We start from the raw sequence: 23,902 nt of genomic DNA, 5'->3' as shown, positions 1-23,902 counted from the left end.
GTATTTAGCATTCAGTACGGATAATATAAGTATCTCAATGTTAAAAATTACCGTTATGACAAGGCAGGAAGCAGGAAGAAAGAAGATATTAGCTGTGTTTACCTGTCTTAACTTAGTTTTATTTTTTCCCACCGACTTACTTAGCGTTTCTTAGTCTAGTGAACTACAGTAACAACAATGAGTGAACCAGTTATAAATATCATCTAAAGAGATTTGGCTAAAAGCAGTTTTAATGGCTGTGGCTAAATTAGGATAACTCCTAGCATCGAGAGAACAGAGTATATTTTTAATCTGTGACCAACAATTTTCAATGGGGAAAAGCAGGAGAATATGGTGGTAAATAAATCAATTTAGCTTCGGCAGATTCGATGAGTTTTTCAACATCTCCACCTTTGTGAATTGAGTTATTGACCATGATGACATATAGCGGTTTTCATCCAATGAGGTACATTTCCCTAGCCTCTAGCCTCTAGCTTCTAGCCCAAGCGCCTCTGTTCCTGATCTACTTGTACTGCACTCAACCGAGAAACGCTGTAAATCCCTCATGAATTGCATCTGAGTGCTGAATTCTGACTTCTAAATTTTTCAAGGTTTTTCGCTCCATGCTCCAGCATCGTAACTAATGACGGCGCTTTGGGAGTCACGGGCTAAAAGACCATCTTCCATTTCGACAATCCGATCAGCTATATCTAAAATCCGGTTGTCGTGTGTCACTAACAAAATGGAAGTTCCTTGTTCTTTGGCGAGACGCTGCATAATTTCTACAACATCACGTCCTGATTGTTTATCCAAGGCGGCGGTTGGTTCGTCTGCTAAGACTAGTGGCGGATTATTCACTAGGGCGCGAGCGATCGCAACTCTTTGTTTTTGTCCCCCAGATAAGTTATCAGGATAGTAATTAACTCGGTTTTTTAAGCCAACAGCAGTTAGCATGGTTTCTGCTTTGGCGATCGCATCATTTTGACTGACTTTATCATTCAGTTCTACTGCCATCTGGACATTTTGCCTAGCACTTAAAAATCCTAGTAAGTTATGCGCCTGAAAAATATAGCCAATATTGCGCCGAATTTGTACTAGTTGAGTTTGGCTAGAGCCGAATAATTCTACACCCAAAAATTTTAAACTACCTTCTTGGACAGACCTTAAACCGCCAATCAAACTTAGTAATGTTGTTTTACCTGAGCCAGAAGGGCCTGTCATAATCACAATTTCTCCCGGATAAATTTCCAGGTTAATGTCAAATAAAATCTGTCTTTTTAGTGAGCCTTTGCCATAGTAATGATTCAGACTTTTAATGGCAATTACAGGTTCTTGTCTCATGTTCAGTGGTGGTTTAGAAGTTGACAATCGCTTCTCGGAACTCTAGAGCCTGTCTGCTTATGGTGACAGTTTAAGCATTAAATATATATCATTTTGATAATAAAAACTGATTACTTGCTACCATATTTATCACAATTATTTAAAAGATATCAGCCGGGTCAGCAGAACGTAACTTACGTACAGCGATCGCACCAGATATAAAACACATAATCATGGTTAATATTAATACCGAAACTGCTCTATCAAAAGTCATAAAAATTGGTAGAAGTGTAGCTTCCTTCGCTTTTTGATACATTAAAATTGTAAAAAATAATCCAGGCATATATCCCAGGCAAGCTAATAATAACGCTTCTTGCAAAATCACTATCAACAAATATTTTTGTGTATAGCCGATAGCTTTTAAAGTCGCATATTCAGATAAATGGTCGGACACTTCTGTATAAAGAATTTGGTACACAATTACAGTTCCGACAATAAAACCCATAATTGTTCCCAAACTGAAAATAAAGCCAATGGCTGTACTACTCGCCCAATAATGACGTTCAAATTCGATAAAATCTTCCTTAGTCAATACATTCACATCTTGGGGTAAATATTGACGTAAATCTTTCGCTACAGCTTGAACATCTGCTCCTGGTTTGACTTTAATTACTCCAATATCAATTAAGCCTTGCTGCCGGGTATTAAAGATACGTAAAAAGTTAACATCACTGGTGATTAAGTTACCATCTGCACCAAAAGATGTGCCTAAAGTAAACAATCCGACTACTTTAATTTTGCGTCTTCTGAGTTCAGCTGTGACAGTTTTACCTTGATCAAAATCAGAGGCAATCGGCCCATACTCCTGCCTAGAGGAACGGTCAAATAAAACGACATCAGGTAGCTTCAATTTATCTAAATTTTCGGGAACTCCTGGTAAATTAAATAAATTGACTTCCGGGTTAATGCCAAAGACAAGTAAGGTACGTGACCGCCCTGTGACTGGATTTTTCCAAGCAGTGTAATCTAAATATATGGGATGTACTGATTGTACTGCTGGTAAATCCAAAGCTTTATATAAACGCCGTTGCGAAAAGCTTTTCATAGACAAAATCGCATTAGATTGGCGGTTAATTAAAACAATGTCACCATTTAAACTGCTATGTAACTGCACGTTACTGTAATAAAGTGCATCTCGGAAACCGAGTTGGGTAAACATCAAAATATCAGCAAAAGCAATTCCAGCTAAAGCTACGGCTAATCGCGTTTTATCTCGCGTCATTTGTAGCCACGCGAGAGGTATTTTTTGAATCATGTTATTTATCAATGGTCGTCTGGAATGAATCAGATTAGTAGCTGTTCATCTGAGTAATGTGTATTTTCACAAGCCATAGCAATAGTCAGATATGTTGAAAGCTGGAATGCCAGTAATAATAAAACCTTTACTTCCTGCCTCCTGCCTCCTGCTAGTTAATTAGAAGCTGATGGGTTGTTAATCTCAACCAAAACTTTGGCATTAGTTAAGCCAGAAACTTTATTGCTATCTTCTGGAGAGAGGGCAATTTTAACTTCTACAACTCTGGCATCAACATCAGCAGCAGGATCATTATTCAGCACATCTTTTTTGCCGACTTTTCTGCCAATTTCAGCGACAATTCCTTTTAATTCACCTTCAAAAGCGCCATTATCACTGCTGACAGAAACACTTTGACCAATCCGGACTTTACTAATACTATCTTCTGGAACTTCTGCGATCACCATCATTTGCTCAGTTTGGCCAATCTCCGCAATACCATTGGGGCTGATGGCTTCGCCTGACTTGGTGTAAATTTTTAAAATTTCTCCAGAAGTAGGTGCTTGGACGTAGCTTAATCGTAGTTCTGCGTCGGCTTGTTTGACAGTAGCGATCGCATTACTAACTTGTGCTTGCGCCATTTGGACATTTGTTGGATCAACTTCTATCAGTCTCTTGAGTCTGGCTCGTTCTTCGTCGAGTTGTCTTTGTAAAGTGGCTACAGTTTTGTCACGGGTAACTTTAGCTTCAATTAGTTGCTGTTGTAAGCCACTTAAGGTTTTGATTTGGTTCGCCCTAGCTTCTGCAACTTGTTGACGCAAAGTAGCGATCGCTTGTCGCAAAGTAGCTTGACTTTCCACTACCTGCTGTTGAGCGGTAATCGCACTCAATCGTCGTCTATCCCGTTCTTGTTGAGAAATAGCACCTTGGCGATAAAGAAATTCATAACGTCCTGCATCAACTTGAGCATTACGCTGTTCGGCTTGGATGCGTGTCAAGGTGGCTCTTAAGCTATCACTTTGTCCGCGCAATTCTGCTTCCAAGCGATCAACTGTCGCCTGTTGAGCTAGTTTTTCTGCACTCAACTGCGATGCAATTCTAGTAATTGTCGCTTGTTGAGCATCCCTCTCGCCGCGTAACTGAGCTTCTAGTCTAGCAATTACCGCTTGTTGCGCTTGCACATCTCTGGGTGAACCCACTTGAACTTGGGCTAAATTAGCACGCGCTTCTAGTAATTTAGCTTTTGCTTGTTCGACATTGGCTAACTGAGTGTCATGATTGTCTAAAATCGCAATCACTTGCCCTTTTCTCACCTGTTCTCCTTCGCGGACAAACAGTTGCTTCACTCGTGATGCAGATTGTAATCCGGCTGCTGGTGCAGAAAGTTTAATCACTTCACCGCGCGGTTCTAAACGTCCTACTGCACTAATACTGTTAGCAACTGGTCTGACAGGTACAGATGAGTTAATCTTTTTCAATTGCTCAACTTTAGCTGTAGTTAGTAACCCCGCAGCGATTACTATTGGTAAGGCTACAGCAATGCCCCACCAAATCTTAGGTTGTTCTGGATCAAGTATTGGTGGCCTTGATCTTGGCTTCTCAGTCACCCTTGACATGGTTGTTGCCTGTTTATTTAAAAATGTGCTGATGGATCTAAAAAAGTATGAGACGTAGTAGAGATTTGATAAATTACCTCTACTAAATACCCTCTGAAATTTGATGCCAATTAATACTTAGAGCCACAACTTTGACATCATGACGCTAATAGTAGGTAGTGTTTATCTCATTAATTTTCAGTAGTGCTAGAGCAAAATTAATGGGACAAACCACCAGTTATTCAATAGATGCAACAATCAAGACAGTTGCTAGTGCGTAATTAGAAGACCAATGAGAATCCACCGCTTTGAAAAGCAACCCCGGTTCGGTTAGAAACTCAATCTTTATCAGAAACTTAATTATGAACTAGCAATTACAAATTTTCAATCAATTTTCTCAAATAGAGCATCCCTAACATTACAGTTTCCTTAAACTTGTAGTCAACTAATTATTAGGTTTGTTAACTTTGAACTCATTGGGAAATTCTCTCCACAGATGCTACAGCTATGGTTAGACTCCATTAAACTATCGTCATAGCAAGAGGCAGGAGGACGACAGTCGCTATAACGGGGGGAATCCTCGCAACGCGCTGTCTCCAGGAGGCAGAAGGCAGGAGTAAAAGTATTAGTGTGCTTCCTGCATTCATGTGTGCAAAATTTCCTAATCTATATGCTTCTTGCTATAACTGAATTCTACATTTATCAGTTGCAGGAAAACGTAACAGAATCTACAGATGCAGCAGGGGAAGAAAGTCTGAAGTGTGTAGATGTGTTTTGCGCTGCTTCATTAAGGGTAGTATCAAATTTTGTTCTTTGGTTTCCTAATTTCTGCCTGCTGCTTTTTTATACATGACAAATGACTCATTCTGGCAAGTCAAATAAGACTGTCGTCATGTAATTATCTGCCCATGCTTGCCCAAAGGCTTTTTCTAGGACGCGGCGGGTTTTATCGTTTTGTTGTTGTTTAGTACAGTAGTTGCGTTGTCCAGCGATAATTTCCTGAGTTTGTTCGGGGGAAACTGGACTGGCTGCAATCGCTTGGGTACAATGCACCTCTAAAAAAGTCCTGCACACGCCCTAAGAACATCGCTTCTTCTTCTGGGGAACCAGGACGGATAAACAGACAAAATTCCGAGAAGATATGACCCCATTCTGGTAATTCTCGCGGTTGGGAAAATTCTATGGTTTTCAGTGCAGTGAGTTGATTTGTATAGGAAGCTGGCAAAGTCAAGTCTAAGTGTACAGGAGATAGATCGGCGATCGCTGCACTAATTTGTCCTCTACCACCAACTAAATCGCAACCAAACATCGGTAAGTCATATTCTGGACGCGGAAACATCACGCAATGCAAAATATCCAGCATATTTCCCACCTTCGCCAGTTCTAAGTGCATTTTGCGAAACTGTGGTGTTTGATAGCAGCGATTTTCAATTGTCAGTTTTTCACCCTCTAATCGACCTTCCACATATCCCAACTCTGCTGGCAAATTGTAAGGCGATAGTTCTAAATGCTTGTGCCAAGCCGCCTCAATGCTATCAGCTAACTGCCGAATTAGGGGATGTTGTTGTTCACGGAGTGAGGGAGTTGAAGTAAATGACATATTCTCATCAGAAATGCTATCTAAGGCCAGTCTACAGCCAGCCGTGCCACTTCTATTCTGCCGCGCAACATTAAGCAAACTGTTACGACTGGTTACGTAAAGTTATAAGACATTGACTTTTCAAAGTAATTAATTATTTTGTAGTCTTAGTTACAGAATTAATTTTGCTTTAACCCATCAGGGAGGCTTACAGCTATGAAAATCAATACTCAAAGACCAAATTGTGCTGTACCAGCAGTCAGACAAAATCTAGATTGGTTAAGCAAAGCCTACAGTAAAAATTCAGCGCAGCAATGCCAACCTGACCTATGGGTGAAGCTTTTAGAACTTCCTAGCCCTTACAGTTCTGATGAAGCACTGTTACTATGCCAAGTTTCTGCTGATGAGTGGTTAGCCTGGGTTCCAAATCATGGTGAAGTGACATTGAATACCAGACAATATTCTTAATAATCATTAATTAACTTGCAAAAGCAAAAATGCACTCTTTAAAACAACTAGCCAAGCAACTGAAAAAGGATATTTACGCTATATATTTGGCTACTCAAAATCCTAAAGTGCCTTGGTATGCAAGATTGTTGGCAGTTGTTGTTGTTGCTTATGCTTTTAGTCCTATTGACTTAATTCCCGATGCTATTCCTATCTTTGGCTATCTCGACGATTTGATTCTAGTACCGTTGGGCATTTGGCTAATCTTGAAGTTGATTCCTTCATCAGTCTTAGCCGAATGCCGCGAGAAAGCTGAGTCAACACAGTTTCAAAATAAGCCTGTCAATTGGATAGCCGCAGGTATCATTGTTTTGATCTGGTTAGTGGTGGGAGTTTTATTCGTACTTTGTCTAAGATACTGGTGGAAAATTAAACGGTAAGCTTTTGCGCTGACAACAGAAACAAACTACTCACTTATTCCAATAATCAGTTACCTCGTATCCCAATTCTGCCAGCATCTGCCGCAGCAAAGGTAAACTCAGCCCGATAACATTGCTGTGACAACCTTCGATTTTTTCCACAAATAAACTACCAAAACCTTCCAAGGCAAAAGCACCAGCACATTTAAGAGGTTCGCCTGTAGCGACGTAAGCTTGGATAGCCCGATCGCTCATTTTCGCAAAGTAAACCCTTGTCACCTGACACTTAACTAAAGTCCGGTTTTGGGAAGTGTCAATTAACACATGGCCTGTATATAAGTCGCCTATATTACCTTGCATTAATTGCCAACGAGCGATCGCTTCTGCTGCATCTGCTGGTTTACCATGAATCTTCCCATCAATAGCCAAAACCGAATCACAGCCCATGATTAACGCTGATGCAAACTGCGGTGCGATCGTTTCTGCCTTACGTTGAGCTAGAACCTGCACTAACTCACCAGGATCACTCAGTTGAATTTGTGACTCATCAAAATCACTGGGTTTAACTATCGGTTCAATTCCAACCGTTTGCAGCAGACGGCGACGTGCAGGAGAAGCAGAAGCCAGTATAAATTGAGGAATGTTTATAGTCATTTGTTCTTTGTCATTTGTCATTTCGCCTCATCCCTAACGCCTCCCCTGTCTCCCTTGTGACGCCACTTGCTTCAAGTCGGCAAAGCCGCCCAACGCAGTGGCTCCCCCTTGTCTCTCTATCTACTCCCTATTACTAATTAATACACTGTGAAAGAATCGACAACATTTTCCATAGTCCGTTTCACCTTTGCCCAACGTTTTTCGGGAATTGAGGCGTTAAAGGTAAACAGTTTGCCACGACTCACAGCAACACTAGCGATGTTATGTCGTTGCTGATTATTCGGTAGTTTTACTAAATACTCTAATATATAGTAGGTTTTACCTTCATTATCCTTCTCTCGCGCATCAACTAATTCAGCTGTCCGCCCAGAATCAGAAGGTGCAAGTGCCGCTTTGCCAAGTTTATAGCCAACTTCTGTGGGAGCGCCCAATTCTTTTAAGGTTTTACCTTCAGGAACCGGACTAATCACCACAGAAACATTTTCAGAGATTTCTATCAAATCATGAAATACGACATCAGGGCCATTGGCAACTTTCACGGGTAACCAGCCGTTAGGGTATAAAAACTGATAGCCATCAGCAGTATCTACATAGCTTTTAAATCCAGCCGCAGCAGCTACACCAGGATTACTCAAGCTGAAGCTCAACATTAATAGGCAAATAATTGCAATTTTTTTTCCACATTGTTAGAGATTCCTTTGGCTGGAAGTAACAAAAATTAAACATTATGTATCGTTTTCATTGTCCCACCAACTGGGTCGTAGCGGATAAGGTATCAGATGAGGAGATTAGTTACCTATGCTTACAACTATCGAAGTGCGCTGGTTTTATCCTGGTACAATCCCCACAGAAATTGAAGAATGGTTTCCGCAAAACTGTTCACCCGAAAAACGAGAAGACTGGTATCTTTACGCGCCAAAATGTGATTATTGGGGAATTAAGCTGCGGCAAGAACGCTTAGAAGTCAAATGGCGCAAAGCCGAATTGGGTGTACTGAATGTTGGGGAATTGATAGAAGGTAGAGTAGAAAAATGGGGTAAATAGATGTGTAGTGATTCCACAGGAGAAAGTTTTCAGCCTACAACAGTCTTGGGTAATTCTACGTGGGTGAATGTTCAGAAAGTCCGCCGTCTCCAATACTATCAAATTTTATCTGACTCTTCAGTACAGACCGTTGCTAGTAATGACAGTATTGATAACGGTTGTGGTGTAGAAATTACGCAACTGTTAATTCAAGAACAATCTTGGTGGAGTTTAGCACTAGAAGCTTTTGGCGAAGATAGCTATTTACTAGAAAATCTCCACGTTACAGCAAGTTGGGTATTCAATAACTATAAAGGAACACAACTCATAGCCGCAAATTCTTACGCTTATCCTCGTTGGCTTGAACTGATTTTAGGGAAAGCTATTGATCATTAGTTATTTGTATTTTGTCTAACACTAATCACAAATGACAAAAATTAAACAATCTGCAAAACTACAAGTGTCATATCATCAGTGTTTTGCCTATCAGTACCGATAAACTGCTGAACTTGGTTAAATAAATAATCCACAATTTCTTCTGGCCCGTTGCAATAACGACAAGCGACGCTGAAGGCTGCTACAAAGTTTTCTTCATCGAAGCGATCGCCACTGGCAGCCGCGGCATCTGTCAAGCCATCTGTATAATAAATTATCGTATCTCCAGGTTCTAACTGTGCCTGAGCATCTTCATATTGGCTGTTAGCATCTAAACCAATCAGCATCCCCAAAGTATCTAGGCGGCTAACTGTTTTTGTGGCTGCGTGCCACCACAAGGGAGGATTGTGTGCGGCATTGCTGTAAGATAAGATCCGATTTCTGGGATTGTATTCCGAATAAAACAACGTCACAAAGCGGTGGGAATTTTCCAAGTCCGCGTACATAACTCGATTCAAATTTTGCAAAATCCCAGCCGGAGAATTGCCATGTAATACTTCGCCCCTCAGCATTCCCCGCATCATCGTCATAATTAATCCGGCGGGAACACCTTTCCCCATCACATCCCCAATCACAAAACCCCAACGGCTACTTTCTGGAGATACTCTATTGATCAACTGCAACTGATTATGATTGGTGGGAATAAAGTCGTAATAATCGCCACCCACGCGATTAGCAGGTTTACAACGTGCCGCTAGTGCCACACCAGGAATATTCGGACATTGACGGGGCAAGAGTCGGCGTTGAATTTCCGCCCCAATTTCTAATTCTTGGTCTAAGCGTTCTTTTTTCCTCAGTTCTACAGCTAGTTCATCGTTTTCAATTGCTACTGCTGTTTGGTCTGCAACCAAGCGCACTAGCTTTTGTCTGGTTTCTGTCCAGCTATAGTCAGGGTCACGACTTAAAACGTAGAGCCAACCGCGTTCTGTATGCTTAACTAAAATTGCCGTGCCGAATATTTGCACATCTGGCCCCAAGTAGCGGTGCATCTGATCATCTAATATGCCGGTGGAACTCGCCAAAGGGGTGCTATTGGGTAACAATGTAACTTGACTACTAGCTGTTTCTAAGGCTTTGCGAATATTTTTGCGCTGGCGACTATCTTGCCAGTGGAGTTGCTCTAACCTAACTTGACCGTTAGGTTTGTAGAGAAATAAAGCACTACCATCAGCATCTGTCACCCTTGTTGCCATCAATGGAATCAGTTCCAAAAACTGATTTAAATTGTTGAAACTTCTGAGGGCAAATCCTAAAGAACTCAGCAAATCTTGAATTTTGTTCTGTTCTCGATGCAACCTCGCCACAAGTTCTTTTAGTGCTACGACTGGTGTGACATCCGTCGCGGCACTATTATTACCATCAGCAGGTTGAAAGGGTACTTGAGACACAGGCACAGGTAATATCCAGTTAAGATTAGTAGATTTTCAATTGATTAATAACTCTTTTTAGCAAAATATTGCTAAATAATATTGAGACAAGATACGTCAATTTAGCAAGAGTAGAAAGACGTAAGCGAGAGCGATAAAAAACTATAACATTCGCTGATTTTATTTCTACCTAAATCTAGATACATAAATTTCATGTGTTTTTACGCAAAAGCTGATGAGTATAAATCAGTAAATACCTCCAGTTCTGAGAGAACTTCTCACGCTCACAGCAGTCAATTAGCAAATCATACATCATGAAACATAAAATTCCTTAATTAATTGATTAATTATTTTTGCCAATTTCTGATTTTTTGTCTCAGAGAAATATTCAGATACTGAAATAAACGATAACTTAAAATTTTAAGGGAAAATATCACTTTAACTTGATCAGCTAGAGCATTTTTCTAACTTTTAATTTACCTTTAGAGAATATTTGTCAGTTTTTCAGGAAATTCACTTCAATATATATACTCCTAAATTTGGGCAAGCTGATTTGGTTATGATAGTAGGCTTTTGCTAACTTACCAACGAACGCACTTGAGCTTTTTTGTTTTTTTTCAGTATTTATAGCAGTTCTTAATTAGGTTTACAAGGTCAGTTCTGACCTACAAAAATTACCGGTTGAGACTGGGTGTAGGGGTGTAAGAGTTTTGAACACCTACATCATTCGGTCGACGCGGAAGTTGAGCAGTTCGGCAACCTTACTGTATCACTTGCTGAAACTCACGGCGAAGCCTGACACCCTCAAATCCCTACACCCTTCTTACATACCTGACTTTTTCGCTTGTCTCATACAAACTTAGCCACTCAAAAGAGCTTCAACAAACTCGTAGCTAGAAAATGGGCGTAAGTCTTCAATTCCTTCACCAGCGCCAATAAAGCGAATTGGTAAACCTAATTGCTGGACTACAGCCAATGCGACACCACCTTTGGCTGTACCATCCAATTTGGTTAATACTACTCCACTAAGTTGGGCGGCTTGAGAAAATACTTCGGCTTGGCGCAAACCATTTTGACCAAGGGTAGCATCTAAAACTAACAGAGATTCGATTTTGGCGTTTGGGGCTTTTCTGTCGATGATGCGGCGAACTTTTGTGAGTTCATCCATTAAGTTCTTTTTATTTTGCAATCTTCCCGCAGTATCAACTAATAATAATTCTGTGTGGCGTGCTTGGGCGGCTGCGATCGCATCAAATACCACGGCGGCGGGGTCTGTATTTTTACCAGGGTTGGCAATTACTTCTACACCACTTCTATTTCCCCAAACCTTGACTTGTTCGACAGCCGCAGCCCTAAAAGTATCTGCTGCGCCAATCAAACATCTGTAGCCAGATTTTTGAGCTAAATGGGCAATTTTACCGATGGTTGTGGTTTTGCCAGCACCATTTACACCAGTAATTAACCAAATATTTAAATTGTCTTTATCTGGGGCAAAGCTGGTTTTCTCAGATTTGCGAATTGGCTCCTCTAACATATCCCGTAAGATTTGTTTTAAGTAAGCGATCGCTTCTTCTGGAGGTGTAACTTCTTCCCGCAGTTTTTGTTGTAAAGCACTGATAATATAATCTGTGGCTTCTACACCCACATCGGCTTGTAACAATACAGATTCTATTTCGGCTACCGCCGCTTGGTTGAGTGGCCCTTGTCCAACAATGGCTTTCAGTTGGTTGACGATGTTTCGCCGGGTTTTATCTAATCCTTGGCGTAACTTTTTCAGCCAAGTGATTTCTTCAATGGAAATGTCTTCTGCACGTCTACCTTGAGCCGCCAATAATTCTGCTGACCAGACAAACCCTTCATCAAATGCCAAATCTGGTATTTCTGTGGTAGTTGGTTCACTAACACTTGCTGGCTGTGCCTCTGGTTGTGGAACTTCAATGGCACTAGCAATTAAGCGTTCTTGCTTGGCTTGTCGTTCTGCTGCTGCCCGTTCTAAAAAAGATAATGCAGCCGTCTCGGTGGGTTGGGTTTCTTGTGATGCTTCTTCAGTATTGGTTGTAATTTCTGTTTCTGTGACAGCTACTTCTTCAACAGTTGTCTCGACTTCTGGTTGTGGTGTTTCGATAGTTGCCGCAGGTTCTTGACTGGGAGTTGTGACCTCTTCTGAATCTGCGGCTACCGTTTCTGGGGTTGCTGATGATGTTGGGGCTGGTTCTCCAGTTTCTAATTGTTGTTTTTGCTGGATATTTTTATAGGCAGCTTTAGCGAACGCCAACAAATCTGCTGCCGAATCTGGTGCAGTTGTTGGGTTAGTATTTGATGTTTCGGTTGCCTCTGGTTCGGTTACAGGTGTGGGAGTATTTTCTGCCTCTTGGTTTTCAGAGGGAGTATCAGAAGAATCGTTATATTGACGACGAAACCAATTAAAAGCCATTGCTGCTAACAGTGTTAGTTGTTATTTAAGTTAGGAGTTATGAGTTAGTAAGTTAAGAGTTTAATAGAATTTGTTACTCTTCGCTGTGGTGAAATCCTCCGGGATATCCTCACCTCTCAATGTCGGGTTACTGGGAGGGGGTAATTCATCCCTCTCAAGCACCAGACTTCTCCTCACCTTCAACTCACAACTTAGCATTCAGAATGGTGACAAAGTTAGGATAAAACAGTAGGAAGTTTTTTTTTGTTCTGTGAATCGTCGCAGCACTCCATTAATAAATCGATGACCTTCATCGCCACTGTAGCGTTTGGCTAACAAAACAGCTTCGTTGATGGCTACGCTGTCAGGCAAGTTTAAAAATGTCATTTCCGCTACAGCGATGCGGAGAATATCGCGGTCAATTTGAGCTAGACGGTTAACTTGCCAATCTACCAAAGCCGCCGCTATTTGTTCATCGATCAAGATACGATGCTCATTCACGGTTTTGACAATTTGAATGGCATATCTGCCAACTTCTCTGTCTTGGTTGGCGAGTTGAATTAATTCGGGAAACTCAACGGCTGCACCAAGTTGATTGATGGCGGTTTGAGTATAAGCGATCGCTTCTTGTAGCATGGTTCTCGCGGTATTCATGTCAGCAGCGCGAGTTTGGCTGGTTAATAGGCGATCATTACTGCGTTGCAATTCCGCCGCAGCGTTATCTAAAGTATCTTGCACTTCTGCTCTTAAGGTACGCACGGTTGCTAATACCAATTTAGGCAGATGTTCTTCGGTGAGTTTTTTGGGGTTGACTGGCAGCTGGCTGAGGCTCAACAGCGCCAGTTCACGAGCAATTTGTTGGGGTTTGCGGTCTTGCATGGAAGTGAGTGCCTAAGCACTGAATTAGGGTAAAAATTTAATTGACTGCGACAAAGCCAGACATTCATAATATCTATTTACTTGTGTCTTTGCCGGATAAATTTTATATTTCCTCGACGGAAATTACTGAATGTTTTAATTCTCTGCTTAAGCCTGCTAAATTTTGTTCTTTGCCTAAAACTAGAGGCGGTAAGGGCGTATTCGGTGCCACAATTCCACCAGAGACAATCACTTTAAAAGCATCTTCGATTGACATTGAAAGATTGATCACATCTTCTTCTGGTACTACGGCATACCATCCTGTAGTCGGGTTGGGTGTCGTTGGGATGAAAACGCTTAACATTGGGCGAGGCATTTGGGATTGAATTTCAGTTGCGATCGCACCTGTGACAAAGGCGATCGCCCAAATGCCTTGTCTGGGATACTCAACTAAAACCACACGGCGAAACTTACCATGAGAATCTTTGAGTAAAGTCTCTAAAAGTTGTTTTAATGTTTTATATACCTGTCCCGCCAAGGGAATTGCCTGTAATACTCGCTCACCAAAATCTAATAACCATCGCCCAGCAATATTCCGAGCCATTAACCCAATTAACAAAATACTTAACAGTGGTACTGCTAGACCTACTGCTAAATTTAGTATATTTACTAAAATTGGGTGTAGCCCATCAAAGGGATTGAGTTGTTTGGGAACTTGGGTAAGGAAGTCGATTACCCAATTAGCGATCGTGATTGTGAGCCAGATGGTAGTTGCTAGAGGGATAACCACTAACAATCCTGCTATCAGGTCATTTTTCAAGTCCTGCTTTAAGCGATCGATTACCAAACTTCGTTTCTCCTTTTTTTGGCTAGTGAAACTCTGATAAGCGGAAACTAATACCAGCAGACGCTCAACGTTAGAAGGCTTTACTAGTAATATTTTTTACCATACGCCACTTTAAGATTTGTCACTAAATAGCTTTTATTTTGATAAAAGGCTGTTCAGTCCAGAAAAGTATTGATTTTTCGCTAGTTAGATGTTGAATACACAAAAATATAGCTAACTAACGATAGTTCTTCCATCCGCAAGGATGTTACTTTTCTTTGTACAGCTTGTAAATGAATGTTGCAAATATTTTAATTATTACTAATCCTACCGCGATCGCTCAAAATCTGACTACGTTTCTAAAACCTATATATGACAACTAAAAATCTACTTGTAACTAGTTTAGAACTAACCAGCAGGTAAAGGATGTTTTTCTGAAAAACTTTTGTTATAAATTTTAATAAAACAGAGAAATCCGGTTTGATTTCCGAATCTAGTTGTGTAGGAAAGCAAATAGAGGCGGGTTTACTCAAAATCTGTGGGTAAACGAAATTATTCATCAACCCGCTCGTACAAGAGTAGGAAAGAGACCTTAATTTAAAGGGGTGTAGGTATTTAAAACCCTTACACCCCTAAACCCAATCTCCACAGAAAATCTTGGTGTGTAAGTCCTGTATTGTTTCACCCTTCTCCAGCAATTTGTGTAGCCACAACCTTGCTTTTATCACTTTGAGATAGTGTTTCTTCTAAGGTAGGTGTAGGTAGATACTGCATTTCCCAGACTTTAAGCAAAATTAGGTATTCATAAAAAGCCTGCAAAGTACACCAAGCCATACCAGCGCGACCATCCAAGCAGCCACCCAACAGAAAATACATATAAAGAAAGCGCAAAAAAGGTCTAGCTGGTAAACGTAAAGACAAATCTTTTAAAGCACGCCGTCTTTCTACCTCGGTTTTGCCAAAAAATAAATCCCGCCAGACAACTGTGCCATTTTCTAGTTGATGTACTGTTTCTTTGGCTTCATCTGTAGAATAACGATTGTGTTTTTCAATCCAACGGCTCAAACCCTTGCTGCAAGTGTAATGAGGGTAAGTTTCCTTTAAAAAGCTAGTAGCACCATCACAAACTTCTCGTTCTGTGTGACCATAGTCTGTGAACCAGACCTTACCGTGGCGGAAAAGACGCATCTGATAACGGGGATATTGGGTGCTATAGCGAATCCAACGATTCATAAACATTACCCGTTCAGCAACATAGTAACCAATGTAATCTGGATTACCTATGGATTGTGTGCATTCCGCAAATAATTCGGGTGTCATCCGTTCGTCAGCTTCCAGAATGTAAACCCACCCATATTTCGGGAGTATAGATTCTAACATCCAAGTGCGCTGACGACCGTGGCTTTCAAAAGCGTGTTGCACCACTCGAACGGGATAGCGACTGGCAATTTCCACGGTGCGATCGCTACTGCACGAATCCACAACTATAATGTCATCTGAAAGCATTGCCGACTCAATACAAGGTGCAATATCTAGTTCTTCGTTATATGTCAGTATGTAAATTGAGAACATGTGCAGATTTTATAGCGATTTCCCTAACAGTTAATTTTTAGAAGGCAGGAGGCAGGAGACAGGAGGCTATCACAATAAGTCCTACTCCCTACTCCCTACTTTTTTACCGTGCAGCAGCTTTACGTCCACCTGTTTGTAAAGCACCGCCACCTCTTAATCCTGTCCAGCCAATAATAATGTACCCAACAGATAATAAAAGACTACTAATGCCAATTCTTAAGCCAGATTTCCAAGCGTTGTCTCTTGCTTGTTTTTCCGCATCTTCCTTGCGCTGACGAATTTGGGTCAAGCGTTGATTTGCCAATCCTTGAGGATCAGTTTGTTGGGCAATAAATTTGTCCAGTTCTTGAGGGTTAGCTTTAAATTTCTTGAGTAAGTCTTTTTGAGATTGCGGCAATTGCGGATTTTCCAGGGCTTGTTTATACTTTTGATCGTCTTTCAACAAATCCGAAAACTGCGCTTTTGCTTGGGCGCGGAGTTGTTCTAACTGCGCTTTCCCCTGATCTGTATTCAGTTGCGCTTGGAATTGATTTAGCTGATTTTTGAGTTGGCCTTCTGCTTGATCTGCTTCTTGCGTAATTTGACTAACTGTTTGTGCTTTGGCTTGGTTGACATTATTCAGGTGCAAGGGAAAAATTAATAAGAAAATTAGACCCAAGACACTAGAAAGTATAAATGCTGGGAATCTTAAGTCGATACCTTTAGGGCCGCCATCACTAGCACCATCAATCCAATAACCAATCAACAGAGAACCTAAGCCCACCATAGGTACAATCCCCCGGTCAACTAGGGCTGTTGATAAATTAATTTGCCATGCGCGATCAGTTGGTTGAAACGGTAGCAATAAAATTAGAAAGTCCAGCAGAAAGGACAAAATTAAAACTGTCCCAATCACCTTGAGTGCGAGGGCTGCGTTCCCGGAAGTAAAACGATTAGTCATATTTTCCAAACTTATAGTGAGTCAGAGTGATTGTCCTATTTAAAGTTACTGGAATATTGTTCCAGTAACTCTGCCTGTTCAATAAAACTATCTCTTATATAGAAAAGGCAAAGGTAATCCTAATGGATACCTGTAGGTTTGAAACTACACCACGGTAGCACTAGTTAACTTGAGTGTCTTCAGAAAATACATGGTGTTTGAAGATACGACATTAGCTGATATTCATCAAAAAAACAACTTTTATTTTCAGCTTCTACTCTATGGTTTTTTGCAAATAAACTGACTGCTGAACTACTTCCTGCCAAATAAGCAGATCCTCTGGTCGGTCAACATCAGCCAAAGTTGGTAAGTATATAGATAAGACACCCAGTTTAGCCGCAATATCTATAGTTTGTTGTAATACCTGAGAAGTTCCCCAATCAATGTTATCGAATAATTCTGGAATGAAGCGACGCACACCAATTAAGTAGTAACCACCATCAATCGCTGGCCCTATTACCAAATCAACAGTTTGTAATTGTTGGAAAGCTGTTGCCAAAATTTGAGATGTCACACCAGGACAATCGCTACCAATGATAATTACATATTCAGCATTTTTGCGGAAAGCATCAACCAGCGATCGCGCCATCCTTGTACCTAAATCGCCTTCACCTTGAGATGCGTAAAGTAGTTCCCAACCTAACCAATCTTGCATTAACTCCAAACTGCCACCAGCAAACCGCAATTCTACAGAAACCCCAATAGCCTTTTGTAATTCTGCTACTTGCAAAAGAGTATATTCTGTCATTTGCTGTTGCAGATTAGCAGCACCAACACTACCCAAAGCTGGTATCAGACGAGTTTTAGTCTTTCCTGGCTCTGGATAGCGCGTAAAAATAATCAAGTGCTGCTTTTGAACTTCTGATAACTTCAGCACGTAATAACCTTAACTGTTAGCGACTCAAATATTTTAATAGCAATACTTATCGTTTTCATTGGCCTTAGAATGCTCTGTCCCCCTTCTTATGGCACCTATAACCGTCGAAATATAGACACATCGCCTAGCGTTGCCAGTTTTATAACTGTATAAGGTAATTTGTCCCAACGTTCGCAGTGACGTATTAGTACACTCGTCTCCAGGCTGATAAACTGGACAACCTTGGTGGTTAAAAACAACGCGCCAAATTGCTTGAGAAGTATGTTTTGCTAGAGTAGTCTCAGATGTATTGCGATTGTTTAAACTTTTTTCAATCAGAATATTAGTTTCTAAACTCTGCCATAAATTGGCATTATTATTCACCGCATCAGAAATAAAAAAAATTTATATCTGCTCGATGAACTGACCACTTCACAACATTATTTTCCTCACGAAAACTTACTTGCCAACTCACTTTTTCTTTCACAGCTTGGCTTTGAGCCTGACGCATAGCTAAATAAATTTTATCTTGAGCAGCATTCAGACGAATTCTATCTACAAAAGCTAACCAGTTTGGTAATACCAGCCCAGCTAAAACACCAAATATTAAAACAATTACTAAAATCTCTGGTAATGTAAAACCACTACTGGAGTCCGCACCTAAGATATTTTTTAACTTATCCCTGTAAAATAAATGCACCTGAAGATATTTCTACAATTAATTTAATTATCAAACACCAGTATTTTTTCAAAGAACTATGTAGTTTTAATTGTTACTTTGTTAAGTAATATTGTTGCAATTTTTGTTGGTAAAATAACCATTATGGCTATTTTAATAAGTAACTTAAACGTGAAATTAACTCGTTTAAATCTTGCGGTATCATAGACAAAAAATAAGTATAAAAATCTAGCCGCTAAGATCCCTTTTGTGCGACTAAAGGGTTGTTGCAGAGCCTTACATACTAGATATTTATAAAGGTTAGTTCGGCTTAGATTCCAAATATTTTTATTGAGTATTTGTCTAGTATCATACGCACCTTCTAATACTTGTAAACAAGCTTTTTCTTGTCTAACTAAATTAGAAGATAGTGAATTGGCACTGACTCTATACAAAATTTGCACTTTAGGGACACAAATAAAAGAATATTTAGCAGCTAATCGCAACCACATATCCCAATCTTGAGCAGCACTTAGTGATTCATCAAAACCACCTAATTCAATTAAAGCTTCTCTATAAATTAATGGATTAGAACCATTTTCTAAAAAGTTACTTACTAATAATCTCTCATACACATCACCATTAACAGTAATATGACTACCTGAAACTAAAAATTTTCCATTTTCATCTATATAATCAGTCCAGCTATAAGCAACCTTCGCATCAATATTATCTTGCAAAGCCTCTAACTGACTTACCAACTTACCAGATGTCCAAACATCATCCGCATCTAAGAAACTGACAAATTCTCCAACTGCTTGCTGTAGTCCTCGGTTGCGGCTGACATTACCACCAGCATTTTCAAAAGAAAATACCTTAAGACGTGAGTCTTGAATTTGTGAAACAATATCTAAAGTTGAATCTGTTGAGCCATCATTAATGACAATCAATTCAAAATCTGTAAAACTTTGGCTAAATACAGAATCTACGGTTGTTTTGATAGTTTTTTCACTATTATAAGTTGGAATAATTACAGAAATTTTTGGAATATTTTGAATGACATTAGTCATAATTTATCTAAGTTATATACAAATTTATTAGACAAATAGCATTGTAAAGTATATAAAGGGCTTATCATACTAGCCCAATAAAACTCTAGTTCAAAGAGTGCAATTAAGTTACTGTTTAAATCTCTTCTGTACTTAATAAGATGATTTAAAATTCGGCGGAGATTTCCCAAAATAGTTTTGCATAAAATAATTGGTTTTTGCCAATTTTTAGCATTGATTAACCGTAGTTGGAAAATACACAAACCGCAACCACGAGCCAAATTTAACAAATAACTTTTCTCAAATCGCCAGCTAGGAATTTGATGATAAACCTGCATCGCCGGATTGTACCAAATTTGCCAACCGGCTTTGTGTATATGTAGAAGTACTTCTGTATCATCACCACTAAGCATTAATTTTCCTAATCGACCTTTGAAAATCAATTGCTGGGGAACACTTTCAAGCCAAGCCTGTTTACGAACCACCAGTGCAGCACCTGGTGGTAATCTTAAATTATCTGCATCAAATCTGTATACTTCCTGCCCATCTTCTCTAACAGCTAAAAAAGCCTGTATTCTGCAAAAGTTTTCTGGTGGTTCTACCTCAAATTTTCCATGAATTTGACCGCTCCACGCGCCTGCTTGAGGATATTCTTGCCCAAATTGGTAAGACCTAAAAACCCAATCAGTTTCCGGCAAATTATCATCATCTAAAAATGCAATAAATTTTCCTTGAGCTTCTTTAACCCCACGCGCACGCGCAAATGCGATTCCTTGTTGGGTTTCTAAAAAATATTTTAAACAACAATTATTAGGATATAAACCCTGATAATTAATAAATACGTTAGCAGTTGAATCTAAACTATTATTATCAATGATAATAATTTCCCAATTTATGTCTTCAACACCTGTTTGTTTTAATAGAGCATCCAAAACATTGGGCAGGCGCTCTGATCCATTATATGTAGGAATGACTATAGAAATATGTAAAATACTGTTCATTAATTTAAAAATAAAAAGCAGTGTTTGAAGTATTATATTTTGTTATTTAAATAGCCATTTTTACATAAATAAAAAGGACTAATTAAACTACTTAAAAATAGTTGCATTTCACAAGCTGCTACTAAATTATCTTGAAAACTCCCTTTGTATTTCAGGAAATGAAAAATAATTTTTCGTAAATCATTTACTAAATAAACTAGAATTATAAATGGTTTATTATAATACTTTGTATTTACCATTCTAGTCACATAACGGCTCAATCCAATACCTCTAAAAAATGGTATTAAGTATTCTCTTTGTAATCGAGATTTTGGTATTTGATGATAAATCTCCATGCTGGGATTATACCAAATTTCCCATCCTGATTTTTGGATGTAACATAGTACTTCTAAATCTTCACTGGTCAGCATATTACCAGGAGTTCTACCAGTTAATATAGTTTTTTGTGGTACACTTTCCAGCCAAGCTTGTCGCCTTACTACTAAACCAGCAGAGGGAGGTAGTAATTTCTTTTTTGCTTCATAAAGTAGTGGTAGATTTCCGCGTTCTGTAATTGCTAAAAATGGTGCTATTCGTCGTTGAAAATCTTCTGATGGTTCTGTTTCCCAATCTGCGTGAATTTGACTACCATAAGCCCCTGCTTGATGGTATTTTTGAGCAAAAGCATAAGCCTCTGCTACCCAATTTGATAGCGGGTAGTTGTCGTCATCAAGAAAACCTATCAATTTGCCTGAAGCCTCTACTACTCCACGTTTTCGGGCGTAAGCTGCTCCTTGTTTGGCTTCAAACATGTACTTTAACGGGGAAGCATATTGCCAATTTGTTTGATAATTTTTAACAACTTGAGCCGTATTATCTGTACTGTTATTATCTACAACAATAATTTCCCAAGAGATATTTTCAGTATTTTGTTGCTGTTGCAGTCGTTCTAATAACTTAGGTAGACGAATTGCACCGTTATAAGTCGGGACAACTACTGTAAAATCAAGGCTTGCAGTCATATTTTGAAGTTTATACTTTATAGACATTTTTGATTACAAGTTTAAAAAATACAAATATGAAACCTCATACTTAACTAATGTTATGATTTTGTGTTGAATATACAGTATTATGTAATGTATTTTTATGATTTTTTTGCTGAATTTTAATTACACTCATTATTTTTGCCTCTAAGAGTCGAGCCTAAAATAGTTTTTACAATCACACATCGCTTTGTAGAATTGTTAGATGCAGCTACAACAATTTTTAATCCTGGTGCTTCTCCTGTTGCTGGTGTAACAAAGTTTGGCAAAGTACCCATGTAGTCAAAAGTGATTGTTTGTGGACTATTTAAGTATGTCGCACTTGTATTCACTGCGGGGTTAGTAGAGTTGACAGTGTTTTTACCAGTCAAATTTGTAAAAAAGCTGATTTGTCCAGATTTGATTCCTACAGATTCCTCCATAGACTTCCATTGGTTACTAGCAAGACTAGATGCTGCTATAGAGTCAGGATGAATAGCCAGCTTGGGAACTTGATTGTCCATTTTAAAACTGACACTGTAGCTGATTTTTTTTTGTTTAGCTTCTTTTTGTGCTTCTTGTATAGCGGCAAAAACCACATCATTAGTTTTATTCACTCGTTGCCGATTAAGGAAATTAAACCAGCTAGGAATAGCAATTGTGCCTAATATGCCTATCATCAGCACTACAGCAATAACTTCCACCATACTGAAACCAACATCATTTTGGATATGTTCAGATAGGTATCTATTTTTAGTTCTCTGAAAAAAACTTAAACTTGACAAGTACATATTATATGCTTGATAAATTAACTAAGGTATTTATAAAGATCATTTAGTCAACAAAAACCCGCGTCCTTGTACTCGTACACTTGCACTAGGAAAGTAAGCTCTTTGAGAATTTTGATAATTCAGGTTATTGTTTTGTATGCGAGCAAGTGCATTGCCTCTGATGAAAACCTGTGCTAATACTTCAGCCGCATCAACACAAGTATAAAAACCACTGGTGAGGCTACCCACAAGTTTAGGACTGGCATTTGTACCTGGGCAAACTCCACTGGTGTTAGTGCTAATTGAAGGGCTAGTAGTACTAATGAAATCAATTAAAGTTGTAACTGGTTGAGTGTAGCTTGCTGATCCTGTTAACGCAGTTTTCCATTGATTCATTCTTTCTTTAAGTGTAGAACCAGTGATGTTAGGATCAAGTGGTGGAGGACTAAAGCCAGTATCATTGGTAGTGTTAGTATTATCTGAATTAACTTGACCTCGGATTTGAAATCTACCAATCCGTGCTTGTTTAGACCAAGTAGTATTACTACCATTAGTATTAGTAATTAAATAGTATGCGACTAATGAATAAGCATAGCCGTCATCTCTTGTTGTATCAGTAGCAGAAGTGACACCAACACTACTAGCTAAAAATTCACGTTTCCAAAATACAAGTATTGGTTTACAAACATTCGCATCATTGCAATTAGGGGCTGTTTTGACAGGTGGTATTTGGTCTTGAATGCCTGACAGAGTAATATCTGTAGTATTTCTATTTCTTGCTACTCCGTCAGCATCATATACATATATAGCTTGCTGTAAGTCGCGTGCTATGTAATCTAGGGCGGCTTGCATTTCTTGTTCTGTAGTTGCTTTGGCTTGTTCTTTACGATCGCCTTCTAAAAGATTCATCATAAATAACATTAAGGGAGTTATGACTAGAAATGCCATAAGCATAGCTACCAATAATTCAATCAATGTAAAACCCTTAATTTCATCATTTTTTTGGCGATGTTTAATTTGAGTAATCAGAAGAAATTTTAGTGAACTCATAATTGTATAGCTTCTCGTTTGTTCACAGGTAATTAACAATCACTATTTAATTGCAGCCACCGCTAAAGCGAGCGCAAAGATCACTATATTTAGGTACGATATCGCTAATATCTGCTGTCATCTCTACTAATGGTGCTGTCTTCTGACCAATACCTGGGGTAAAAGTACGTTGTGTAGTTTTACTTGTAGCTGTATTCTTAAGTAGAGTAGCACTGCTCCTAAAAGCATCTGATCTATAAACTCGTAGTCCCAACGTATATCCTGTAATTGCAGGGTTGCTGTTGCTGTTATTTGGGTTGTAGCGAAAAGCTTGCACAACCATATCTGTCAGACTGTTAGTTTCACAGCTATTAGTACTATCAAAATCTACACAATATAGAGATGTCCCTGTTGGCGCTGTGCAGTAAGAGTTAGCAGTGCAGGTAAGAGTTCCTGTAGCTGTGGGTGCAGGGTTATTAGAAGGAGTATTCGTTCCACTTTCTGTTGGGGCTGTGATTTTTTGAGTACGGACTGCATCAATGTAAGCTTTAGCTGCTTGCGTGGCTAATTCTACCCGTCGAGATTGTACACGGGTTGCCACAGATAGGGAAAGTACTGGAGCGATCGCAGCCAGCAAAATTGTTACTACCAGTATTGCTACTAAAGACTCAACAATAGTAAAACCAGCTGCTTCATGTGTTTCTGATATTGTTTTCTTGTCTGCTTTATTTGTTGCTAACTGGAGGATCATTTGTTTCCCTATCATGGCAATTTACCC

General features: G+C 39.4%; 24 protein-coding genes and 1 pseudogene. 4 read left to right on the top strand and 21 right to left on the bottom strand.

Annotated elements, in window-relative coordinates; genetic code table 11:
- Positions 1-307 precede the first annotated feature (307 nt).
- The 5 genes and pseudogenes from ACX27_RS35120 to ACX27_RS00875 form a co-directional block, all read right to left on the bottom strand.
- Positions 308-415 (bottom strand): hypothetical protein, encoded by a 108-nt coding sequence (locus tag ACX27_RS35120; protein WP_335337751.1) that lies wholly within the window; start codon positions 413-415, stop codon positions 308-310.
- 170 nt (positions 416-585) lie between these two features.
- Positions 586-1,320, bottom strand: coding sequence for a DevA family ABC transporter ATP-binding protein (locus ACX27_RS00895; protein ID WP_062287182.1), 735 nt, complete (start codon positions 1,318-1,320; stop codon positions 586-588).
- A 139-nt stretch (positions 1,321-1,459) separates the two neighbouring features.
- Positions 1,460-2,614 carry an ABC transporter permease DevC gene (devC, locus tag ACX27_RS00890; RefSeq protein WP_062287180.1) on the bottom strand — a complete coding sequence of 385 codons (1,155 nt, stop codon included), beginning with the start codon at positions 2,612-2,614 and terminating at the stop codon, positions 1,460-1,462.
- A gap of 155 nt (positions 2,615-2,769) precedes the next feature.
- Positions 2,770-4,209 carry an HlyD family efflux transporter periplasmic adaptor subunit gene (locus ACX27_RS00885; RefSeq protein ID WP_062287178.1) on the bottom strand — a complete coding sequence of 480 codons (1,440 nt, stop codon included), beginning with the start codon at positions 4,207-4,209 and terminating at the stop codon, positions 2,770-2,772.
- A gap of 840 nt (positions 4,210-5,049) precedes the next feature.
- Positions 5,050-5,788: pseudogene (locus tag ACX27_RS00875) on the bottom strand (phycocyanobilin:ferredoxin oxidoreductase).
- Positions 5,789-5,983: 195 nt separating this feature from the next.
- Here ACX27_RS00875 and ACX27_RS00870 point away from each other — a divergent pair.
- Positions 5,984-6,235 carry a hypothetical protein gene (locus tag ACX27_RS00870; protein WP_062287175.1) on the top strand — a complete coding sequence of 84 codons (252 nt, stop codon included), beginning with the start codon at positions 5,984-5,986 and terminating at the stop codon, positions 6,233-6,235.
- 29 nt (positions 6,236-6,264) lie between these two features.
- Positions 6,265-6,654, top strand: coding sequence for a YkvA family protein (locus ACX27_RS00865; RefSeq protein ID WP_062287172.1), 390 nt, complete (start codon positions 6,265-6,267; stop codon positions 6,652-6,654).
- A 30-nt stretch (positions 6,655-6,684) separates the two neighbouring features.
- Here ACX27_RS00865 and ACX27_RS00860 read toward each other — a convergent pair whose 3' ends face one another.
- Both ACX27_RS00860 and psbP read right to left on the bottom strand, forming a co-directional pair.
- On the bottom strand, positions 6,685-7,281 hold the full coding sequence (locus tag ACX27_RS00860; protein WP_062298060.1) for a Maf family protein: 597 nt from the start codon (positions 7,279-7,281) through the stop codon (positions 6,685-6,687).
- A 143-nt stretch (positions 7,282-7,424) separates the two neighbouring features.
- A complete protein-coding gene (gene psbP, locus ACX27_RS00855) occupies positions 7,425-7,958 on the bottom strand; it encodes a photosystem II reaction center PsbP (RefSeq protein ID WP_256364398.1) in 534 nt (177 codons plus the stop codon).
- 127 nt (positions 7,959-8,085) lie between these two features.
- Between psbP and ACX27_RS33145 the strand changes: the two genes are divergently transcribed.
- Positions 8,086-8,331, top strand: coding sequence for a hypothetical protein (locus ACX27_RS33145; RefSeq protein ID WP_235526439.1), 246 nt, complete (start codon positions 8,086-8,088; stop codon positions 8,329-8,331).
- Entirely contained in the window at positions 8,332-8,706 is a 375-nt protein-coding gene (locus tag ACX27_RS33140; protein ID WP_235526438.1) for a hypothetical protein, read from the top strand.
- Positions 8,707-8,747: 41 nt separating this feature from the next.
- Here ACX27_RS33140 and ACX27_RS00845 read toward each other — a convergent pair whose 3' ends face one another.
- The 14 genes from ACX27_RS00845 to hpsB form a co-directional block, all read right to left on the bottom strand.
- Positions 8,748-10,139, bottom strand: coding sequence for a PP2C family protein-serine/threonine phosphatase (locus tag ACX27_RS00845; RefSeq protein WP_062287169.1), 1,392 nt, complete (start codon positions 10,137-10,139; stop codon positions 8,748-8,750).
- 832 nt (positions 10,140-10,971) lie between these two features.
- On the bottom strand, positions 10,972-12,546 hold the full coding sequence (gene ftsY / locus ACX27_RS00840; RefSeq protein ID WP_062287166.1) for a signal recognition particle-docking protein FtsY: 1,575 nt from the start codon (positions 12,544-12,546) through the stop codon (positions 10,972-10,974).
- A 198-nt stretch (positions 12,547-12,744) separates the two neighbouring features.
- Positions 12,745-13,404, bottom strand: coding sequence for a transcription antitermination factor NusB (gene nusB, locus ACX27_RS00835; protein WP_062287164.1), 660 nt, complete (start codon positions 13,402-13,404; stop codon positions 12,745-12,747).
- A 103-nt stretch (positions 13,405-13,507) separates the two neighbouring features.
- Positions 13,508-14,230 (bottom strand): DUF502 domain-containing protein, encoded by a 723-nt coding sequence (locus ACX27_RS00830; RefSeq protein WP_062287163.1) that lies wholly within the window; start codon positions 14,228-14,230, stop codon positions 13,508-13,510.
- A 660-nt stretch (positions 14,231-14,890) separates the two neighbouring features.
- A complete protein-coding gene (locus ACX27_RS00825) occupies positions 14,891-15,781 on the bottom strand; it encodes a glycosyltransferase family 2 protein (RefSeq protein WP_062287162.1) in 891 nt (296 codons plus the stop codon).
- A gap of 103 nt (positions 15,782-15,884) precedes the next feature.
- Positions 15,885-16,721, bottom strand: coding sequence for a hormogonium polysaccharide biosynthesis protein HpsJ (gene hpsJ-B, locus ACX27_RS00820; protein WP_062287161.1), 837 nt, complete (start codon positions 16,719-16,721; stop codon positions 15,885-15,887).
- A 253-nt stretch (positions 16,722-16,974) separates the two neighbouring features.
- Positions 16,975-17,637: a TIGR04282 family arsenosugar biosynthesis glycosyltransferase gene (locus ACX27_RS00815; RefSeq protein ID WP_062287160.1), complete on the bottom strand. Its 663-nt coding sequence runs from the start codon at positions 17,635-17,637 to the stop codon at positions 16,975-16,977.
- Positions 17,638-18,004: 367 nt separating this feature from the next.
- A complete protein-coding gene (locus ACX27_RS35115) occupies positions 18,005-18,316 on the bottom strand; it encodes a pilus assembly FimT family protein (protein ID WP_335337750.1) in 312 nt (103 codons plus the stop codon).
- 56 nt (positions 18,317-18,372) lie between these two features.
- On the bottom strand, positions 18,373-19,344 hold the full coding sequence (locus ACX27_RS00805) for a glycosyltransferase (RefSeq protein WP_200929893.1): 972 nt from the start codon (positions 19,342-19,344) through the stop codon (positions 18,373-18,375).
- Positions 19,341-20,324 carry a hormogonium polysaccharide biosynthesis glycosyltransferase HpsE gene (gene hpsE, locus ACX27_RS00800; protein ID WP_062287159.1) on the bottom strand — a complete coding sequence of 328 codons (984 nt, stop codon included), beginning with the start codon at positions 20,322-20,324 and terminating at the stop codon, positions 19,341-19,343. The genes ACX27_RS00805 and hpsE (ACX27_RS00800) overlap by 4 nt, the downstream gene beginning before the upstream one ends.
- 32 nt (positions 20,325-20,356) lie before the next feature.
- Positions 20,357-21,325: a hormogonium polysaccharide biosynthesis glycosyltransferase HpsE gene (hpsE, locus tag ACX27_RS00795; RefSeq protein WP_062287158.1), complete on the bottom strand. Its 969-nt coding sequence runs from the start codon at positions 21,323-21,325 to the stop codon at positions 20,357-20,359.
- Positions 21,326-21,468: 143 nt separating this feature from the next.
- Positions 21,469-22,032 carry a pilus assembly FimT family protein gene (locus ACX27_RS00790; RefSeq protein WP_235526437.1) on the bottom strand — a complete coding sequence of 188 codons (564 nt, stop codon included), beginning with the start codon at positions 22,030-22,032 and terminating at the stop codon, positions 21,469-21,471.
- A 123-nt stretch (positions 22,033-22,155) separates the two neighbouring features.
- Entirely contained in the window at positions 22,156-23,145 is a 990-nt protein-coding gene (hpsC, locus tag ACX27_RS00785; protein WP_083468638.1) for a hormogonium polysaccharide secretion pseudopilin HpsC, read from the bottom strand.
- 46 nt (positions 23,146-23,191) lie between these two features.
- The gene (gene hpsB / locus ACX27_RS00780; RefSeq protein WP_235526436.1) at positions 23,192-23,890 is read right to left on the bottom strand and encodes a hormogonium polysaccharide secretion pseudopilin HpsB; all 699 of its coding nucleotides are present in this window, start codon (positions 23,888-23,890) and stop codon (positions 23,192-23,194) included.
- Positions 23,891-23,902: the final 12 nt, after the last annotated feature.

This window comes from Nostoc piscinale CENA21 (assembly GCF_001298445.1).
Lineage (GTDB): Bacteria > Cyanobacteriota > Cyanobacteriia > Cyanobacteriales > Nostocaceae > Nostoc_B > Nostoc_B piscinale_A.
The sequence above is the reverse complement of the archived record's forward strand: the minus strand, read 5'-3'. Positions and strand labels throughout refer to the sequence as shown.

Bases quoted from the DNA above. Each gene is read 5' to 3' on its own strand.
- ACX27_RS35120 (WP_335337751.1), bottom strand. From the start codon at position 415: ATGGTCAATAACTCAATTCACAAAGGTGGAGATGTTGAAAAACTCATC.
- ACX27_RS00895 (WP_062287182.1), bottom strand. From the start codon at position 1,320: ATGAGACAAGAACCTGTAATTGCCATTAAAAGTCTGAATCATTACTAT.
- devC (WP_062287180.1), bottom strand. From the start codon at position 2,614: ATGATTCAAAAAATACCTCTCGCGTGGCTACAAATGACGCGAGATAAA.
- ACX27_RS00885 (WP_062287178.1), bottom strand. From the start codon at position 4,209: ATGTCAAGGGTGACTGAGAAGCCAAGATCAAGGCCACCAATACTTGAT.
- ACX27_RS00870 (WP_062287175.1), top strand. From the start codon at position 5,984: ATGAAAATCAATACTCAAAGACCAAATTGTGCTGTACCAGCAGTCAGA.
- ACX27_RS00865 (WP_062287172.1), top strand. From the start codon at position 6,265: ATGCACTCTTTAAAACAACTAGCCAAGCAACTGAAAAAGGATATTTAC.
- ACX27_RS33145 (WP_235526439.1), top strand. From the start codon at position 8,086: ATGCTTACAACTATCGAAGTGCGCTGGTTTTATCCTGGTACAATCCCC.
- ACX27_RS33140 (WP_235526438.1), top strand. From the start codon at position 8,332: ATGTGTAGTGATTCCACAGGAGAAAGTTTTCAGCCTACAACAGTCTTG.
- ftsY (WP_062287166.1), bottom strand. From the start codon at position 12,546: ATGGCTTTTAATTGGTTTCGTCGTCAATATAACGATTCTTCTGATACT.
- nusB (WP_062287164.1), bottom strand. From the start codon at position 13,404: ATGCAAGACCGCAAACCCCAACAAATTGCTCGTGAACTGGCGCTGTTG.
- ACX27_RS00825 (WP_062287162.1), bottom strand. From the start codon at position 15,781: ATGTTCTCAATTTACATACTGACATATAACGAAGAACTAGATATTGCA.
- hpsJ-B (WP_062287161.1), bottom strand. From the start codon at position 16,721: ATGACTAATCGTTTTACTTCCGGGAACGCAGCCCTCGCACTCAAGGTG.
- ACX27_RS00805 (WP_200929893.1), bottom strand. From the start codon at position 19,344: ATGACTAATGTCATTCAAAATATTCCAAAAATTTCTGTAATTATTCCA.
- hpsE (WP_062287159.1), bottom strand. From the start codon at position 20,324: ATGAACAGTATTTTACATATTTCTATAGTCATTCCTACATATAATGGA.
- hpsE (WP_062287158.1), bottom strand. From the start codon at position 21,325: ATGACTGCAAGCCTTGATTTTACAGTAGTTGTCCCGACTTATAACGGT.
- ACX27_RS00790 (WP_235526437.1), bottom strand. From the start codon at position 22,032: ATGGTGGAAGTTATTGCTGTAGTGCTGATGATAGGCATATTAGGCACA.
- hpsC (WP_083468638.1), bottom strand. From the start codon at position 23,145: ATGAGTTCACTAAAATTTCTTCTGATTACTCAAATTAAACATCGCCAA.
- hpsB (WP_235526436.1), bottom strand. From the start codon at position 23,890: ATGATAGGGAAACAAATGATCCTCCAGTTAGCAACAAATAAAGCAGAC.